Below are 16,419 nucleotides of genomic sequence, written 5' to 3' on the forward strand. Positions count from 1 at the left end.
TGAACCATGCCTTTTTCCGATCTGCCCCCGAACCGGCCCGCCCGGCTGCTCACTCAGAACCGTCGACTTCGCGCCATCGGTGTCTGGAATTGGACCCTGCCCGCATGGGCCGGCCGATTCGCCGACGGCCGCACGTACAACACCTGCCCGTCCGCCGGGGTGTGCCGGGACGCCTGTTACGCCCGGCACAGCACGTACCGGTGGCCGAACGTTCTCGCCCGGCATCAGGCGAATCTCCGGTTCGTGCTGGACGACCTGCCGGGCTGGGAACGTGCCATGAACACGGAACTCGACCTGCCGAAATTCCGGGGCCGATGGGTCCGCGTACACGATGCCGGTGACTTCTTCTCCGACGCGTACCTGGCTGCCTGGCTGCGGATCGTGCGGGATCACCCCGGTACGTCGTTCTACGCGTACACGAAAGAAGTCAGGCGTTTCCGCGAGCTGGTGGAGGGCCGCGCGCCGGAGAATTTCCGCTGGGTCTACAGCTTCGGCGGCACGCAGGACGCGGGACTCGACCCGGACCGCGACCGCGTCGCCGACGTCTTCCCCGACGAAGCCGCGGCCACTGCGGCCGGCTGGCACTCCCAGGCGGCCAGTGACCTCCTGTCCGTCCTCGGTCCCCGCCGGGTCGCCGTCCCGGCAAACCGCATCCCCGCCGCGCTCGCCCAGCTCGGCGACCGCACGTTCCGCCAGTGGCAGGCCGAAGCCGACGAACAGCGGCGCGCCCGCCGCACGGGCCATCCGGTGTTCGGCGAGACGGCCACGGTGGTGCAGCTGCCGACGCGGTCCCGCGCGGACGGCGGTTCAGCCGGCGAGCAGCGAGCGGCGGCCTGATGATCACACCCCTTCACCTCGCCTCCCTCACCGATCCCCGCTCACCCGTCAGCCGCTACCTGCGCGACCCGGGCGGCGCCGTGCACAGCCTGCTCGACGGTCTCGGCCACGCTGTGCTCGCATGGGGTCCGGTCGCCGGACCGTCGCTCGCCGCCGTCGTCACCGGGCTGTTCGCCGCGCGGGCGTGGTGGCGCTCACGCTGCCGCCGCACCCTGGCCTCCGGGGCGCGGCTGGTCGAGATCCTGCCGCCGCCAGCCGCCGACCCGAACGGCGCCGCCGCGCTGTGGTCGAACCTGGTCGGCGTGCTCCGCCCCGCCTGGCGCCGCCGCCTGACCGGCCAGCCGCATCTGGCGTGGGAGTACGTCTTCGACCGCGAGACCATCCGCATCCGCATCTGGGTCCCCGGCGTCATCCCGCCCGGCATGGTCGAACGCGCCATCGAAGCCGCCTGGCCCGGCGCCCACACCAAGACCACCGCCGCCCCACCCCTGACCGCCACACCCGACCCTGTTGCCGCAGGCGGCGAACTACGCCTCGCCCGCAGCGAGGCCCTTCCGATCCGCACCGACTTCCCCGCCGACCCGATCCGCGCGCTCCTCGGCGCGCCGGCCGGGCTCGGCGGCGGGGAGAAGGCGGTGGTCCAGGTGCTGGCCCGGCCCGTGACCGGGCGGCGCGTGACGTCGGCTCGCCGGGCAGCCCGGCACCTGCGCGTGGGCCATGCCGGTAGCCCCGCCGCCCGGCTGCTCGACCTGCTCGCCCCCGGCCACCACCGTTCCCCGCGCCGCCGCATCACCGCCACGGTGCTGGACCGCCAGACCACGTTGGAGAACGCCGCCGAGGACCGCGTGATCATCGCCAAGCAGCGCGGCACGCCGTTCGAGACCCGCGTCCGCTACGCCGTCTTCACCACCACGACCCTGGATGCCGCCGCCCGGCAGGCTACCGAGGACCACCTGCGCGGCCGGGCGCACGCGATCGCTTCGGCGTTCGCCGGGTTCACCGAGCACAACTACTACCGCCGCACCCGCCTGCGCCGCCCGCTGATCCATCTGGGGGAACGGCGGCTCGACAAGGGCGACTTGCTGTCCATCCCGGAACTGGCCGTGCTGGCTCATCTGCCGTGGGATGAGGCGATCCCCGCCCTGCAACGCGCTGGTGCCCGCGCCGTTCCGCCGCCGCCCGGCGTCGCCACCTGCGGCCCCGGTGTCCGGCCGATCGGCGTCACCGACACCGGCAACCCGCGTCCGGTGGGCCTGCGTATCCCCGACGCCCGGCACCACTTGCACATCCTCGGCGCCACCGGATCGGGCAAGTCCGAGCTGATGGCCCGGATGATCCTGGACGACGCCGAAGCCGGGCGTGGCGTCGTGGTGGTCGATCCCAAGTCACCGACATCCTCATGCGGCTGCCCGAGGAGCTGGCCGGGAAGGTGACCCTGTTCGACGCCGACGACCGCACCCGCCCGCCGATCCTCAACCCCCTCGAAGGCGACGACCCGGCCCGGACCGTCGACAACCTCGTCTCGATCTTCTCCCGCATCTACGCCTCGTCCTGGGGCCCACGTACCGACGACATCCTCCGCGCCGGCCTGCTCACCCTCCGCGCCATGCCCGGCACACCGGTGCTGACCGACCTGCCCAAGCTCCTGCTCAACCCCGCCTTCCGGCAACGCGCCCTCGAACACGTCCACGACGACGTCCTGCGCGGTTTCTGGACCTGGTACGAGCACCTGTCCGAACCCTCCCGCGCCCAGGCCACCGCCCCGCTGATGAACAAGATCCGCGGCCTGCTGCTGCGCCCGTTCGTCCGCTCCGCCATCGCGGGCGGCCCCTCCACCGTCGACATGGACGACGTCCTCAACGGCGGGATCTGCATGGTCCGCATCGCCAAGGACGCCCTCGGCGCGGAAACCGCGCATCTCATCGGATCGATCATCGTCGCCCGCACCTGGCAGGCCGCCACCCGCCGCGCCAGCCTCCCGCAGAGCGAGCGGCGCGACGCCAGCCTCTACATCGACGAGGCCCACAACTTCCTCAACCTCCCGTACGCCATGGAGGACATGCTCGCCGAGGCCCGCGGCTACCGCCTGTCCATGACCCTCGCGCACCAGTACCTGCGCCAGCTGCCGCGCGAACTCGAAGAGGGCATCAGCGCCAACGCCCGCACCAAGGTCTTCTTCAACGCCTCACCCGAAGACGCCCGCCACCTCGCCCGGCACACCGAACCTCGGCTGACAGCGCACGACCTGTCGAACCTCGACGCCTTCCACGTCGTCGTCCGCCCCGTCGTCAACGGTGCCGAAGCCCCGCCGTTCACCGCGCTGACCCAGCCCTTGCAGCCGGCCATCCCCGGCCGCGCCCGGCTGATCCGCACCGCGGCCCGCCAAAACGCCGCGCCCCGCACCGTCGGGGCGGTCCAGCTCGGCAAGGGCACCGGTTCCGCCGATCCCCGCCGCCGCCCCGCTACCCCCGACCTCGCGGAGGACGTCGCATGATCACCAACCCGACCCCGCAACGCGCCCTTCGCGGCCACCGCCCGGAACGCCCCCGCCCCCGGTTGGCCGCCAGCGGCGAGTACACCGCCCGCCTCGCGGCCCGGCTCACCGAACGCGACCGGTGGCTGGCCCACATGCTCCACGAACACAAGGTCCTGACCAGCAGCCAGATAGCCGCGCTGGCCTGGCCGTCCCTCCGCGCCGCGAACCTGCGGCTCCTTCAGCTCTACACCTGGCGGGTCATCGACCGCTTCCAACCGTTCGTCACCTACGGCACCGCCCCCATGCACTACGTCCTCGACGTAGCAGGCGCCACGATCCTCGCCCGCGAGGACGGCATCGAGCCGACCGCGCTGAACTACAAGCACGACCGCGCCATCGGACTGGCCCACTCCCTCCGCCTCGCCCACACCGTCGGCACCAACGCGTTCTTCGCAGCCCTCATCCACGACTCCCGCCGCCCGGACGCCGCCGGGCACCTGACCGCCTGGTGGTCCGAGGCCCGCTGCACCCGCCACTACGGCGACATCGTCCGTCCCGACGCCTACGGCCGCTGGCAACAGCACGACACCGGAGCCGAGTTCGAGTGGTTCCTCGAATTCGACTTCGGCACCGAACGCCCCGAACGCGTCGGCGCGAAACTCGGCGGCTACGCCAAACTCGCCGCCACCACCGGGATCATCACACCGGTGCTGGTGTGGGTGCCGACACCGGACCGGGAGGTCCGGGTCCGCCGCGCCCTGGCCGACGCGCTCGACCTGCTCGACGACCCGGGCTCCGTTCCCATCGCCACCACGAGCGGGGATCTCCAGGAGACCGTGCCAGCCCCGGGAACGTCACGGTGGCTGCCGCTCTTCCCGAACCGCACCGCGAACCGCCGCCCCCTCACCGACCTCCACCGCGCCTGGCCCCAACTGCCGCGCCTCACCCCGGCCGCCACCCCCGGACAGGACGCCTCGGGCAACACTCCGGCCGCCCCGAACCCCTGGCCACCCCGCCCGTCCGTGCGTCGTCCCGGTCGGTGAACGCGAATGGGAAAGATCGCCGCCGCGGTCGCCGGACTCGTGGCCCTCCTCGTCCTCCTGGCCGCCGCCGGAGCCGGAAGCCTCCTGTCCGGCTTCGGCGGCGGCACCCAGCAGCCCAACTCCAGCGCCCTGTCCGATATCCCGCCCGACTACCTGATCCTCTACCGCGAAGCCGCCGCCACCTGCCCCGGACTCCCGTGGTCCGTCCTCGCCGCGATCGGCAAGGTCGAGACGGACCACGGCCGCTCCACCCTCCCCGGCGTCCACAGCGGCACGAACTCAGCAGGCGCCGCCGGCCCCATGCAGTTCCTGCTGCCGACGTTCAACGCGGTCGTCCACCGCACCCCGCCACCGCCCGGCGGCGCGAACCCGCCGTCCCCGTACAACCCGCACGACGCCATCTACGCCGCCGCGGCCTACCTCTGCGAATCCGGCGCCCGGAACGGCAAGGACATCCCCGGCGCCATCAAGACCTACAACCACGCCGACTGGTACGTCGCCGAAGTCCTCACCCAGGCCCAGGCGTACGTCAGCGCCGCCGGCCTCGGCGCGGAGACCGCCCCGGGCCCGGCGGCACTCGAAGCGATCAACTACGCCGAGGGCCAACTCGGCCTCCCGTACGAATGGGGCGGCGACGGCCCCGCCGCCGGTGACGCCGGCTTCGACTGTTCCGGCCTCACGAAAGCCGCCTACGCCGCCGCCGGCATCACCCTGCCCCGCGTCGCCCAAGACCAGTACGACGCCGGGCCTCGCGTCCCCGTGGGACAAGCACTTGAACCGGGTGACCTGGTCTTCTACGGCACGCCGAAGGACATCCACCACGTCGGGCTCTACATCGGCGGCGGCCAGATGATCGACGCGCCGAGGCCCGGGAAAGCGGTGCGGATCGAGCCGCACCGGTACGCGGGGGACGGATATGTCGGTGCCACACGACCCGCCTGATCTACCTTGCGCCTGGACGGTACGACGATCTGCTTGTCGTAGAATTGCCGTCAGTTTCGTCGAAGGATGCTTCTATCTGCGGCGACGACTTTTGCGCGAGGAAGCGCCAGTGGCGGCAAGTCAGCTGTGCCCTGCTCCCTCGAAGAGGGGGGCGACATGCAGGTACAACGTGTGATCTTGGAGAACTTCCGTGGCGTGAAGAGCGGGACCGTTCTTCTGGATGGTCACTCCTTGCTGGTCGGCTCGAACAGCGTCGGCAAGTCGACTGTGTGTGAGGGGCTAGAGCTTGTACTCGGCCCTGAACGCATGTTCCGACGGCCCGTGGTCGACGAGTACGACTTCTACGGCGGGTGCTACCAGGAACGGGATGGCAAGCTGCCCGAAGTGAGGATCGAGGTCGTCCTCACCCACCTGTCCGACGCCGCCGAGCGGCGATTCGGCGGCCATCTGCGCCGCTGGTCGACGCGGACGAGCGAATTCCTCGACTTGGTCCCCGACGCGGTCGAAGATGCCGAGACCGGCGAATGGTGCCTGCCGGTGGTCTTCCTCGGCCGCTACGACCCCCAGGAAGACGACTTCATCGGGGGCACCTTCTTCGCACACCCCGAGAGCGTCCCGGATGGTCTTGGCGGGGAGGAGAGCGGGCTCGGTGCAGGGCTGAAGTCCTTCACCCGGGAGGACAAGCGGAACTGTGGATTCCTCTATCTGCGGCCCAACCGAACCGGCAGCAGGGCGCTCACATTCCAGCGCGGCTCGCTACTGGACACGATCGTGCGGCTCGAGGCGGAGTTGGCGGGCCCGCTGTGGGAGAAGGCACTTCGTGACCTGGAGCAAGTCGTCGTCACCGCAGCCGAATCCGGATTCGGGAAGATCCGTACCGAGATACGCGACCGTGTCGACCGCTTCGTCAGCCTAGGCGACACCGCCGACCCGGTCGATCTAAGGGTGTCTGAACTGACCCGTGAACACTTGCGTGAGGTACTGCGCCTGTTCATTGCTACCCAACCCGGACCGCACGCTGTCCCGTTCAACCGGCTAAGCACCGGATCGCTGAACCTGCTGGTGTTCGCCCTGCTCACGTACATCGCCGAACTCAAGGGCGATAAATCGGTGATCTTCGCGATGGAGGAGCCGGAGATCGCACTCCCGCCGCACGCGCAACGCCGTCTCATCGACTTCGTGGTCAAACGCATGGGCCAGGTGATCGTCACCTCCCATTCACCGTACGTGATCGAGAAGTTCGAGCCCTCCCGCATCGTCGTGATCAGCCGCGACCCAGAGGGCGTACTCAGCAGCAACCGTGTCATCCTGCCTGACGACTTCAAGCTGAAGAAGTACCGCGACAACCGCCGGCAGTTCGCCGAGGCTGTCCTGGGCCGTGCAGTACTTGTGGTGGAGGGCGCTGCGGAAGCGGCCCTGTTCCCGGCCGTCTCGGACGTGCTGGAAGCAGATCCTTCCGTCCCCGGCTACGTCCCCCTGGACCTTGCAGGCGTCACGATCTTCGACGCTCAGAACGACGTCTCTGTGCCCCTCTTCGCCCCCGTATTCAAGGGGCTGGGCAAGCCGGTCTATGGAATCCACGACCAGCCCGACAAGCCACTCGACGTGAAGACCGCCGCCAAGACCGCCGACTTCACGCACTACACAGTGCTGAACTATAAAAGCGTTGAGAAGCTGCTGGTCACTGAGGTACCGGTCGAGGCCCAGCGTCGCTTCCTGGCCGCTGCGGCCCAGCGCACGGACTACCCCTCCGGATGCGCCCGCCCCGACCCGTCTGCCACGGACCCGGCGGTGAACACCCTCACATATGACGTGTTGTGGGCCCGCAAGGGTGACGGCTATGCCGCGCTGCTCATCGCCGAATGCCAGGGCCGCAGCCAACTCCCTGACGTACTGGCCGATCTTCTTCTCCAGATCGACCGCGACCTGGGGACCTTCGCGAGCGGGAGCGAGACCAGCAGCACGGCTCACTCGGACGAGACCGATGAAAATTGACCCGGTCCGGCAAAAGATCCTCGATGCTCCCGGCCATCTCCTGATCGTCGGAGGCCCGGGCTGTGGCAAGACCACCATCGCTCTTCTCAAGGCCCAGGCGAGGCTGGGCGCCCTGGAAGCTGAACAGCGTGTACTTTTCATGAGCTTCTCGCGCGCCGCCGTACGCCAGATCACGGACCGGATGTCCGGAGTAATGGACCGGGCCAGCCACCAGCGCCTGGAAGTACGCACCTTTCACGCCTTCTTCCTCGACGTCGTACGCAGCCACGGACAACTGCTCACCGGTCGGCCGTCTTCTTTCATCCCGCCCGACCGCGAACGGCAGATCCAGGCCGACTTCGACGGCGACTGGCAGACCGAGCGTCGGCGCCTCGCGACCGAGGAGAGCCGCTACGTCTTCGACCTTCTCGCTGGCACAACGGCGAGCCTTTTGGAACGCAGCGCCGCCCTGCGGGCCCTTTACAGCAGCATTTACCCACTGATCGTCGTCGACGAGTTCCAGGACACCAACACCGACCAGTGGCGCGTGATCAAAGCTCTCAGCGGCGCATCCACCGTCATCTGCCTCGCCGACCCTGACCAACGAATATTCGACCACCTGGACGGTGTCGACGAGCACCGCCTCGATGATGCCGTGGCGTACCTCGCGCCCACGCCATTCGACTTGTCCAAGGACAACCACCGTAGCCCCGGCGGCGGACTACTCGACTACGCCAACGCCGTACTGAACAACACCCCCCATTCCGAGTCGGGCAACGTCCGCACCTGGACCTATACCCCGGGTTACGGTGTTCCCTGGCAGGCTCGTGTCCACAAGGGCGTCATCGCCATGCAGGATTACCTCACCACCCAATTGGGGCGCACACCGGCCATCGCCGTCCTCGCGAGTGTCAACTCTCTTCTGGGCTCGGTCTCCGAGACCCTGGCCTCTGACACCGTCACCGGCGGCATCACACTTCCTGCCGTCGACCACGCTCTGCAATGGGATCCCGAACTGACCGCAGCAGCCGGCTACGTCGTGGCGTCGATCATGGAATGGCCTGGGCTGGCTCGCGTGGAGGCCGTCGCCCGGACCGTGCACTCCCTTGCGGACTTCTACCGGGTCAAGCTGACCGGTGGCGCAGCCAGCGCACGCGGCAAAATCAAAGCCATGGAGAACGGGCTCGTCGCATTCACATCCGGCAAGACGATCCGTTCCACGACTGTCAAGGCCGTGATCGCTGTCTACGACGCTGGGATTTCCTACATCGGGCAACCGGTCGCCGACTGGCAGACCGCTCGTGACCGCCTCCATGGCTCCAGCGAACTCGGAGAAGTTCTCAAGCACGCGCGCCTGTTGCGTCTACTCAACGCTACTGATGCGCTGGCCTGGGGCCTGTCTGATGTCTGGGACGGCCAGTCCACCTACAGAGACGCGTCAGCCACGGTCCGCGCCGTCCTTGCCGCCGAATCCCTCAATGCAGCCCAGCAAGCAGCAGAACCCGTCTCCCTGATGAGCATGCACCGCTCCAAAGGCAAGGAATTTGACGGTGTCGTCGTCGTTGAAGGACCGTATACAGGTGCTCTGCTCGACCGCAGTTGGGATCCGGAACGTCTCCGCGCCCAGCGACGCCTCCTACGCGTGGCCATCACGCGAGCACGCTCTGTGGTTCTTTTCGTCCGCCCCCAAGGCAGCCAACGGCTCACAGGCTGATCCCTTCCTTCGACATTGCGCAGGACGATGCGGTCGCCGAAGCGAGCATTGACGACCACGGCAGAGCCCTTGGCTCAGCAAGAGGAAGTCCCGGACATGCCGTGACTCGTCGAACCGTCGTGTCTTTGCGGCCAGAAAGGGGGAGGCAAACCACACCACAGCGGGACCGCTCAATGAGCACGAGACGTCCGGCGCCAACCACGACTCGAATGCGACGCGCTATCCGGTCGCTGACGGACAGCCCCCATCGTTGTCGACCACCTCACGGCCACCGTGAACCAGAGCCACGTCCCGCTCAAGCTGAGTGCTACGCCAGCAAGCGGGAACAGACGATTGGCTCAGGCGTCCTCGGCGCCCGTTAGGAGCGCAAGCAGCGTTCTGCCAGGCATCGTCGCCCGCGCCTGCACCGGCACCTCGAAAACCTCCGGGTCGCCGAACACCGGCTCACCGTTCGGCCGGCGGCCGACCGGCACCAGGCCGTAGTCGACGCCGTCGCCCGCATCGTAGGTCATCCACGTGATGACCTCGTGCTCGCCCTGCCGCAGCGGGAGGTTCGAGACGGCGCGGGCGGCGACGCCCTCTTCCACGATGAGCCAGACCTGTGACACCGCGAAGGCGAACCGCTGGACGGCGATCCCGCGGGCCTGCTCGGCGGCGCGGTGCTCGAAGGCGGTGGCGGTCTCGTCGTCCCGGAGGTAGTCGTACTCCTCCATGACGACGGTGCGGTGCCCCTCCAGCGCGACGACGGCCGGGCAGTCCCGTTCACGGACGGCACGTTGCACCCTGCCGACGACGTCAAGAAGGAGTTCGCGGCACGCGTCATTCACGACGGGAGTCCCCGTCCTGCTCGACGTCCCGCATCTTGAAGTCGTGGTAGACGTCCATGGTCTGAACGGCGGCGCGGTCTCCGAGGTGCGACGCGCGGAGCAGCGTGCGCGTCAGCTCGCTCCGGTTTCGGACGCCGGCTCGCGTCGGGGTCTCGTCCACCTCGCGGCCGTCCAGCTTGGCCAGCTCCTCCGCGAGTTCCGCGACCGTCTGCCGGGCCGCGCTCAGGTCGATACGCACTCGGTCCTCCTGGATGGGGTGGGCGATCGCAACCCTAGCCTTGAGGTCGGTAGCGCGCAGTCAGCGACCCGAGGCGGCCGGGGCCTGACGCACTTACTGATCTGGCAGCGTGACGGGGAAACCGGCGACGTACTCGACGCCGTGCTCGGGCGGGATCGGCTCACCGGTTTCCGGGTCCGTGCAGTAGGCGGCGAACACCTGGGCCGCGGTGAGCGGGCGCAGCCGGCCCTCGCGGATGGTCCATCCGCGGACCACCTCGCTGGTCTCGCCCTCCGCGGCCGTTGTGCGGGCCACGACGCCGGCGATGCCTCCGGTCCGTAGCCCGGCCGCGACGTGAATGGTGAAAGCGAGGACGTCCTCCTCGGACAGGCGGTGGTCACTGCCGCCGTCGCTGCGTACCGCGTGGAGTTTGGCCAGCAGCGGCCCGGTCTCGTCAATGACATTGCACACGAGGTGGTGGGTACCGGTCCCGAGGCCGTGGAGCAGCCCTCCGACAGCGCTCCTGGCGCGGTCGAGGAATTCGTACGGAGGCACCCCATCGAGGGAGGATGAACCGATGATCTCGACGGCCCTCTTGAGGTGCAGTCGCTTCTCGACCGTCTCCACGAGGTCTTCGATCACATCGGTGACCTCGTCGCCGTCGTACGGAAGTCCGACATGGTGGACAGCGGCCCCTGCCGCGTACCGGGAACGGCTGGTCGGTGAGTCGGGCTCCAGTTCCTCGTGGGCGCAGAAGGCCGCGAAGCCGACCGGGTCGAACAGGGTGACGTACGCGCCGGAGGTCTCCATCAGCGAGTCCAGGAGGGCTTGCATCTGGATCAGGTAGGCGTCGTAGTCGGTGCCCCGGAACGAGCGGTACTGCTGGCGCATCGTCTCGAAGTCGCCCGGTGTGGCCAGCAGGGCGACCACATGGCCGACGTCCTTGCGGACGCGGCGCAGGTTCGCGGGCCTGGAGCGCGCCGTCTGGTCCGTGGCAGGAGCGTTCACGTCTCCTCCTGGCGGGTTCCGAAGTTCTCGGAGAAGAAGACAAAGGGTTCCTGCTCGGGGTACTCGACGGCAACGAGGCCCGGAGCAACGGCGACGCGATGACCCTCCGCCGCGTAGGTCCCGACCAGCTGCTGAACGAGCGCCGGGGTCGCGGCCTCCATGTAGCTCGCATAGTCGAAGGGCTTGAACCAGCAGAGGTCGCTCAGGGCCGCGCATGCCTGGGTGATCTCCTCGGCATCACTGTGACCCCAGTCGAGCACGAGGGGTATGAGCGTGGCGTAGGCCGTGCCCTTGGACATCAGCCGGAGCGGGGACGACAGGTCGTTCCGCTCCGCGTGGATCAGGCACCGCGTTGCCGCTTCCTCGTTCAGCAGCTGTATTCGGTACTTGGGGTCGTACGACTCGTCATGGTGCAGCAGGGCGAACCAGCGGCGGGTTTCCATGAACGCGGCTCCTTTCAGGGTGGGTGCGCCGGCTGAGCGGCGGGGAGTGGGATGCGGAGCGGCAGCGGTCCCGGCCGGGTGTGACCGCGCCCGTTGATGGGGCGGTCCGCGCGGGAGAGGGCTCCGGCTGTGGTTGCGGCGGGACTCGAACCCGCGACACGACGCTTATAAGTGCGCCTGCTCTGCCAACTGAGCTACGCAACCGGGTAGATGGGACGACGCTGTTCGATCAGCCGGGGCACGAACCACCGCGGTGGCCGTGTCCGGTCTCAGTTCTCGGCGTCGAAATGGAAGGTGTAGGAGAAGATCACTCGGCGGGGGTCGGCGTCGCTGAGGAAGTGCAGCGTGTCGCCCTCGACCCTGGCCAGCGGTGCCTTCGGCCAGTCAGCCCACCAGACGCCGTTGTCCTCAGCCCGCGTGGCGAGTCGGCGAGTCTGGACCTGGTCGACCGTGCGCTCTCCGGACAGCCGGGGATAGAGGTTGTTGACCACGGTGACCCGCTGACCGGCGGCAACGCGCCTTTTGAAGGCCGCCAGACTCACCGCGCCCTTCCCCCGTGGCCGGGTCGTGTCAGAGGCAGCGGGCTGTACCTCGGGCATGTTGCGTTTCATGGAACGGTTCCTTTTCAGCTGAGGGGCGGGGGCGGCCGGGGACGACCGGCCGCCCCCGCCGGTGCGGCTCACAGCAGCCGCTGTCCGGCGGCGGAAACGCCGTATCCGTGTTCCTGGTCGCCGGGGAAGTGGCCCTTGGCGTCCGGCCAGACGGCCTGCCACGCGGGCGGGTCGAACCCGTAGAGCGCGCCGACGATGCCCAGCGCGTCGGGGCCCTGGACCGGTCGGAGCTGGATGTCGTAGCCGGCGATGATCCCCGGGACCCGAAGGTCCGCGACCGGCTGCACCGCCTCGCGGCGCAGGTGCTCGGACAGACGCCGCAGGACCACCGCCGTGGCGCTGGCGTCGAGGCCGCAGACGGCGAGTTCGTAGCCGTCGCTCTCGTGCAGGCCCACGGTGTAGCCGTACGGCGCTGCCCCGGTGGCGGGGTCGCCGAACACGTACTGCGCGGCGTACCCGTCGCGTTCGATCCGCTCGCGGAGCATGAGGAGGTAGGTGTCGTACTTGTCGTTCACGCGGTGCCCTCTCAGCGCCGGGTCTGGAGCATGAGGCGACGGTGGGCGGTCGACTTCACGTCGTCGTCCGTGCCCTCGATCAGCCGCAGGCCGCGGGCGCCGAGCGGGTCGCCCTTCAGGCCGGACGCTGCGCTGGGCCGGATGGGCGCGAGGTGGTCGAGGTAGTCGGTGACGGCACGCTCAGCGGCGTAGGCCGTGCGCCCGACGCGTTCGCTCTCTTTCGCGAAGACCCCGCGCAGTTGCTCCTTGCGGGTGGCCGCGGTCTTCAGCACCCGTGCGGTGGCCGTCGGGTCGACCGGCCACAGGCCGTCCACGAGCTTGGTGAACTCGTCGACCGCCAGGTCCGTCCGGGCGAGCACGGTTTCTTCGCCGGCCCACTGGTCGAAGTACCGCACGGACAGCCCGAGCGTCCGCTGCGCCTCGCGCACCTTGTCCGTGGCGTTGCGGGTATGCCGCACCGACCAGCTGGTGACCGCGTCGCGCAGGGCGAACCGTTCCGTGTTCCCGCAGACCGGCCGCCACGGAGTGACCACGGCCCGGAACGACGAGGACCCGTCGTGCGAGTTCACGGCAACGATGAACGGCAGGATCTCGTCGTTGATCCCCGCCGCGTCCACCGTGACGTTCTCCGGCAGGCGCAGGGAGACGAAGGTCTTCTTGCCGTCCCGCAACGCGCCGGTCGACTCCCAGGTCACGTTGAAGTCGTTCACCAACTCCTGAAGGAACTCGAACGCCTCGCGGTTCTGGATCACCTGGTAGTTCTCGCCGACCACGCCCAGCGGGGCGCCGGTGTCGGAGCGGACGGTGTGCCGCTGGCCCGGGTGCACGCGGGTCCCGTCGCCCCAGGGGTACAGGGCGGGCACGGTCTCGACCTGGTAGTCGATGCCGCCGAGGTCCAGGACGGTGTCGATGTCCTGGACCCCGCCGGGTATCACTTGGCCGAGGCCGTGCCAGGCAGGCACGGCCGAGTACAGGGCCGCGCTGCCCAAAGACATGTCGAGACCGTGCTGCGGTTGGCCCGCGGCGGTCAGGATCTCCCCGGTGTCCCAGCCGCTCAGGACCCGGTACCGGCCGTCCGGCAGCCGCTCCACCGTGCCGTCGGTGATCCGCTGCTGGAGTTCGGCCGCCCAGTTCCGGGCGGCCTCGACCTGTCCGGCCCGCTCCCGGGCGAACGCGTCGTTCACGTCGATCATGTGGATTCCTCTCGTGGGTTTTTCGGCATGCCTGTGACCGCCGCGAGGCGTTGAGGGGGCGGTACCTAAATACGGAAGTCGAAGACGCCCGATTCCCGATCACCGGGGAAAGGGCAGGATTTCAGCTGTCGCCGGTGGTCGGCTTGGAGCCGCCGAAGACACGCACCGTGTGCTCCTGGTCTTCATCAGGGAGGTGAAACGGAAGTTCATCGATCCCGTCGCGCACGGCGCGGGCGAGCCGGTGCCAGCCGTCAATGAGGAGAACAAGTCCTCCGACATCGGCAATCCGAACGAGAATGAGAGGACGCCGGAGGTCGACGGAGTCAATGTGGCCGTCATCAAGTGCGATGATCCCGAGGTGCTTGGACCAGTCGCCGACGCCCAGTTTCCCGGCCGGGAGGTCGCGGGCGAATTCCTGAGCCTTGGTCACGTTCCATCGGTAGGACAGGAACTGGAAATATTCGCTGTTGTCGTTCATCTCCCCTTCCCCGGGTGTGTGGTGAGCGGGTCAGCTCAGCCGGAGGGAGTTCCCGAACACCGATGCCTTCTGCTCGGGTGTCCACCGGCGTGGGGCATCGGCGCTCTCCTCCCCGGCCCCAGCAGTCCGCGCCGTGGGGTCGGACGGGCACCGGGACTCATCCGGAAACCGGGTGATGCAGTCCGTGCCGGCGATCCGGAACTCCGCGTCGAGTCCGTCGCTCCGCACCACCCACGGGCGTGAGTCGTTATGCGACCGCGGCGCGTACCGCACCGGCAGGTTCGTCCGGGCTTCCCGGATCTCCGCCCCCACTTGTTGTGCCTTCAGCAATCGCTGTGTCCTGCTCCTGCTCCTGCTCATGGTCTTCTCCTTCCTGCGAGGTTGCGATGAGTTCATGTATTCGGGGCAGCGACGGCGCGCGCTCCCACGGTCCCGCGCCACTCCTGGAGAGCAGCGAGCGCATGATCCTCGAACTGAGTCGATAGGTTCTCGTCGTCGAGGGCCGCGCATCCTCCAACGCCTTCGCGGCTGACGGGAGGTGACAGCACCCTGGCACGCCCAGATCAGTCACCTCTTGAATCGTCGACATATCGCGCACTTCCTCTCCTTGGGAGCCCGCGCCCCCTCCAACGGGGGAGAAACGAGGGGGGCGCGGGAGCTGTCGGTCCGCCGCTACATCGGGCCGTGGGGGCATCCGGACGAGTGCCGGGAGTCTTCTGCGAACTCGGCGTGATATTCGCCGTCGTCTGACGGAAACAGGGAGGTTCCATTGACCAAATGTGCGCCAAGGTCGGCGAGTTGTTGAACCTCAACCATCGGAACCATGGCGCGACACTCGGGGCACGGCCCGAGGAGGTAGAACGGCTCGTCGCCGTACCTCGGGTCCAGACAGGAGAACGTGTACGAGGACGGATCGCCGCCCGGATCGTTCACGGTGAGCGTGAGCGGCCCGACAGGACCGAGGCCCCCGCCCCAACGCTGGTCAATACGCACGTCCCAGAAGCCGATGCCGAGAATCGCGGCGAGTCGCAGGGCCGCACGCTTCGCGTACCCGGCCAGATGTGCGGGGATCTGCGAGACGTCACAGCGCCTCTGTGCGAGCGTGTACGCCTCGCGCGCGTGATCCGCGATGCTCTCGGCGTGCCCGACCGCGTCCAGCGGGTCGGAATTGACCACGACCCACTTCCCGGCAGAGCTGGACCACTGGACGCGGCGCACCCACTCTCCGACATCCGGCGATCTCCGGATTCCCGGGGCGCACTCTGCGGATTGGTCCCGGTAGTCGCGCCACTCCTCAAGACGTGGGCACTCGTCCCGCGCATGAAGTTCGTTCAGCGCGGAGGCAACCGCGTGCCAAAGTTCTTCCGTCGACAGTTCACGTGTGGCGATCACGTCACTCCTCAGATGGGTTGATTGCTGCCCGGTGCAGCCGCAGGGGCGTTCGACCATTCGCCCCTGCGGCTGCGAAGCGTTGGAGCGGATCAGCGAGCGCCGACCAGCGCAAGGACGCTTTGGAGATTGCTGTTTCCGTACTCCGCGACCACCCAAGCGATGATCGCGGCAACCAGCGCACCAACCCCGGAAACGGCCAACCGCCGGAACGCGGACAGCATCCGGGCGCGGTCCGCGTAGAACGCGACGTCGATAACGACTGTGCAGCCGAACAGGGAAGGCGTGAACTCCCGGTGGATGCGACCGAGTTTGGGATGTGACCGGGTGCAGTGGATCTTGTGCCCGTCCTCGCACGGTGTGATCTTCTCGTAACGCCACGCCTTTCCGGCCGACGTTCCGGCCGACACGTGGATGGTGGTACCCGGATCTATGGTTCGCCCGGATTCGATGTGCATGAGCCTCTGCACGATCTCTCCCCTTATGGATCGCGTGCCTGTAACGGACGGGAGCCGCACCCCAATTGGAGTGCGGCTCCCATGCGACGCGGCAGGCTGATGTCGTTTCAGCGGGGCGAGCGGTACACGGAGAAATCCGTGTCACTCAAATACGGATCGCAGGAATGCCCAAATCCCGATCTTGAGTAGAATTTTTCCAAGATCCTTCAAGGCAGAATGTGCGATGCGTACGACCAACTCCCGGGTGCGCTCCAAGCGCGACCCGGGGTCCGTCATCTAAATACGGACGGCCAA

18 protein-coding genes and 1 tRNA gene are annotated in these 16,419 nt (G+C 68.3%); 7 read left to right on the forward strand and 12 right to left on the reverse strand.

The features are described 5' to 3' along the window. Nucleotides 1-6: 6 nt before the first annotated feature. The 7 genes from POF43_RS15205 (at nucleotide 7) to POF43_RS15235 (ending at nucleotide 8,986) form a co-directional block, all read left to right on the forward strand. Nucleotides 7-837 carry a GP88 family protein gene (locus tag POF43_RS15205; protein WP_271324549.1) on the forward strand — a complete coding sequence of 277 codons (831 nt, stop codon included), beginning with the start codon at nucleotides 7-9 and terminating at the stop codon, nucleotides 835-837. Continuing rightward, on the forward strand, nucleotides 837-2,270 hold the full coding sequence (locus tag POF43_RS15210; RefSeq protein ID WP_271324548.1) for a DUF8128 domain-containing protein: 1,434 nt from the start codon (nucleotides 837-839) through the stop codon (nucleotides 2,268-2,270). Before POF43_RS15205 ends, POF43_RS15210 begins: the two co-directional genes overlap by 1 nt. Next, a complete protein-coding gene (locus POF43_RS15215; RefSeq protein WP_271324547.1) occupies nucleotides 2,237-3,331 on the forward strand; it encodes a type IV secretory system conjugative DNA transfer family protein in 1,095 nt (364 codons plus the stop codon). The genes POF43_RS15210 and POF43_RS15215 overlap by 34 nt, the downstream gene beginning before the upstream one ends. Beyond that, a complete protein-coding gene (locus tag POF43_RS15220; protein ID WP_271316350.1) occupies nucleotides 3,328-4,356 on the forward strand; it encodes a replication-relaxation family protein in 1,029 nt (342 codons plus the stop codon). The genes POF43_RS15215 and POF43_RS15220 overlap by 4 nt, the downstream gene beginning before the upstream one ends. Nucleotides 4,357-4,362: 6 nt before the next feature. Further along, nucleotides 4,363-5,298, forward strand: a complete 936-nt coding sequence (locus POF43_RS15225) for a C40 family peptidase (RefSeq protein WP_271321881.1) — start codon at nucleotides 4,363-4,365, stop codon at nucleotides 5,296-5,298. A gap of 156 nt (nucleotides 5,299-5,454) precedes the next feature. Then, nucleotides 5,455-7,293: an ATP-dependent nuclease gene (locus POF43_RS15230; protein WP_271321882.1), complete on the forward strand. Its 1,839-nt coding sequence runs from the start codon at nucleotides 5,455-5,457 to the stop codon at nucleotides 7,291-7,293. After that, nucleotides 7,283-8,986, forward strand: a complete 1,704-nt coding sequence (locus POF43_RS15235) for an ATP-dependent helicase (RefSeq protein WP_271321883.1) — start codon at nucleotides 7,283-7,285, stop codon at nucleotides 8,984-8,986. Before POF43_RS15230 ends, POF43_RS15235 begins: the two co-directional genes overlap by 11 nt. A gap of 338 nt (nucleotides 8,987-9,324) precedes the next feature. Here the strand turns inward: POF43_RS15235 and POF43_RS15240 are convergent, their stop codons facing one another. The 12 genes from POF43_RS15240 to POF43_RS15295 form a co-directional block, all read right to left on the reverse strand. Then, entirely contained in the window at nucleotides 9,325-9,813 is a 489-nt protein-coding gene (locus POF43_RS15240) for a hypothetical protein (RefSeq protein ID WP_271321884.1), read from the reverse strand. Then, nucleotides 9,806-10,051 carry a hypothetical protein gene (locus POF43_RS15245; protein WP_271321885.1) on the reverse strand — a complete coding sequence of 82 codons (246 nt, stop codon included), beginning with the start codon at nucleotides 10,049-10,051 and terminating at the stop codon, nucleotides 9,806-9,808. The genes POF43_RS15240 and POF43_RS15245 overlap by 8 nt, the downstream gene beginning before the upstream one ends. Nucleotides 10,052-10,144: 93 nt before the next feature. Beyond that, nucleotides 10,145-11,038: a DUF8829 domain-containing protein gene (locus POF43_RS15250; RefSeq protein WP_271321886.1), complete on the reverse strand. Its 894-nt coding sequence runs from the start codon at nucleotides 11,036-11,038 to the stop codon at nucleotides 10,145-10,147. Next, nucleotides 11,035-11,481: a hypothetical protein gene (locus tag POF43_RS15255; protein ID WP_271321887.1), complete on the reverse strand. Its 447-nt coding sequence runs from the start codon at nucleotides 11,479-11,481 to the stop codon at nucleotides 11,035-11,037. The genes POF43_RS15250 and POF43_RS15255 overlap by 4 nt, the downstream gene beginning before the upstream one ends. A gap of 130 nt (nucleotides 11,482-11,611) precedes the next feature. Beyond that, nucleotides 11,612-11,685 (reverse strand) — tRNA-OTHER (locus POF43_RS15260). A 65-nt stretch (nucleotides 11,686-11,750) separates the two neighbouring features. Then, nucleotides 11,751-12,092, reverse strand: coding sequence for a hypothetical protein (locus POF43_RS15265; RefSeq protein WP_271321888.1), 342 nt, complete (start codon nucleotides 12,090-12,092; stop codon nucleotides 11,751-11,753). A 68-nt stretch (nucleotides 12,093-12,160) separates the two neighbouring features. Beyond that, the gene (locus POF43_RS15270; protein WP_271321889.1) at nucleotides 12,161-12,607 is read right to left on the reverse strand and encodes a DUF4262 domain-containing protein; all 447 of its coding nucleotides are present in this window, start codon (nucleotides 12,605-12,607) and stop codon (nucleotides 12,161-12,163) included. 11 nt (nucleotides 12,608-12,618) lie between these two features. After that, nucleotides 12,619-13,800 carry a DUF932 domain-containing protein gene (locus tag POF43_RS15275; RefSeq protein WP_271321890.1) on the reverse strand — a complete coding sequence of 394 codons (1,182 nt, stop codon included), beginning with the start codon at nucleotides 13,798-13,800 and terminating at the stop codon, nucleotides 12,619-12,621. 121 nt (nucleotides 13,801-13,921) lie between these two features. Further along, nucleotides 13,922-14,278 carry a hypothetical protein gene (locus tag POF43_RS15280; RefSeq protein ID WP_271321891.1) on the reverse strand — a complete coding sequence of 119 codons (357 nt, stop codon included), beginning with the start codon at nucleotides 14,276-14,278 and terminating at the stop codon, nucleotides 13,922-13,924. A gap of 30 nt (nucleotides 14,279-14,308) precedes the next feature. Beyond that, nucleotides 14,309-14,638, reverse strand: a complete 330-nt coding sequence (locus tag POF43_RS15285) for a hypothetical protein (protein WP_271321892.1) — start codon at nucleotides 14,636-14,638, stop codon at nucleotides 14,309-14,311. Nucleotides 14,639-14,950: 312 nt separating this feature from the next. Further along, complete coding sequence (locus tag POF43_RS15290) at nucleotides 14,951-15,670, reverse strand: hypothetical protein (protein ID WP_271321893.1); 720 nt, start codon at nucleotides 15,668-15,670, stop codon at nucleotides 14,951-14,953. 89 nt (nucleotides 15,671-15,759) lie between these two features. Beyond that, nucleotides 15,760-16,137, reverse strand: coding sequence for a hypothetical protein (locus tag POF43_RS15295; protein WP_271321894.1), 378 nt, complete (start codon nucleotides 16,135-16,137; stop codon nucleotides 15,760-15,762). Between the last annotated feature and the right edge of the window lie 282 nt (nucleotides 16,138-16,419).

Source organism: Streptantibioticus silvisoli, assembly GCF_027947535.2.
In the GTDB taxonomy this organism is placed as follows: Bacteria; Actinomycetota; Actinomycetes; order Streptomycetales; family Streptomycetaceae; genus Streptantibioticus_C; species Streptantibioticus_C silvisoli.

What these genes read in the sequence shown, in the direction of transcription:
- POF43_RS15265 (WP_271321888.1), bottom strand. Translation starts at nt 12,092, where the DNA reads ATGAAACGCAACATGCCCGAGGTACAGCCCGCTGCCTCTGACACGACC.
- POF43_RS15275 (WP_271321890.1), bottom strand. Translation starts at nt 13,800, where the DNA reads ATGATCGACGTGAACGACGCGTTCGCCCGGGAGCGGGCCGGACAGGTC.
- POF43_RS15205 (WP_271324549.1), top strand. Translation starts at nt 7, where the DNA reads ATGCCTTTTTCCGATCTGCCCCCGAACCGGCCCGCCCGGCTGCTCACT.
- POF43_RS15220 (WP_271316350.1), top strand. Translation starts at nt 3,328, where the DNA reads ATGATCACCAACCCGACCCCGCAACGCGCCCTTCGCGGCCACCGCCCG.
- POF43_RS15230 (WP_271321882.1), top strand. Translation starts at nt 5,455, where the DNA reads ATGCAGGTACAACGTGTGATCTTGGAGAACTTCCGTGGCGTGAAGAGC.
- POF43_RS15210 (WP_271324548.1), top strand. Translation starts at nt 837, where the DNA reads ATGATCACACCCCTTCACCTCGCCTCCCTCACCGATCCCCGCTCACCC.
- POF43_RS15225 (WP_271321881.1), top strand. Translation starts at nt 4,363, where the DNA reads ATGGGAAAGATCGCCGCCGCGGTCGCCGGACTCGTGGCCCTCCTCGTC.
- POF43_RS15285 (WP_271321892.1), bottom strand. Translation starts at nt 14,638, where the DNA reads ATGAGCAGGAGCAGGAGCAGGACACAGCGATTGCTGAAGGCACAACAA.
- POF43_RS15235 (WP_271321883.1), top strand. Translation starts at nt 7,283, where the DNA reads ATGAAAATTGACCCGGTCCGGCAAAAGATCCTCGATGCTCCCGGCCAT.
- POF43_RS15280 (WP_271321891.1), bottom strand. Translation starts at nt 14,278, where the DNA reads ATGAACGACAACAGCGAATATTTCCAGTTCCTGTCCTACCGATGGAAC.
- POF43_RS15215 (WP_271324547.1), top strand. Translation starts at nt 2,237, where the DNA reads ATGCGGCTGCCCGAGGAGCTGGCCGGGAAGGTGACCCTGTTCGACGCC.
- POF43_RS15255 (WP_271321887.1), bottom strand. Translation starts at nt 11,481, where the DNA reads ATGGAAACCCGCCGCTGGTTCGCCCTGCTGCACCATGACGAGTCGTAC.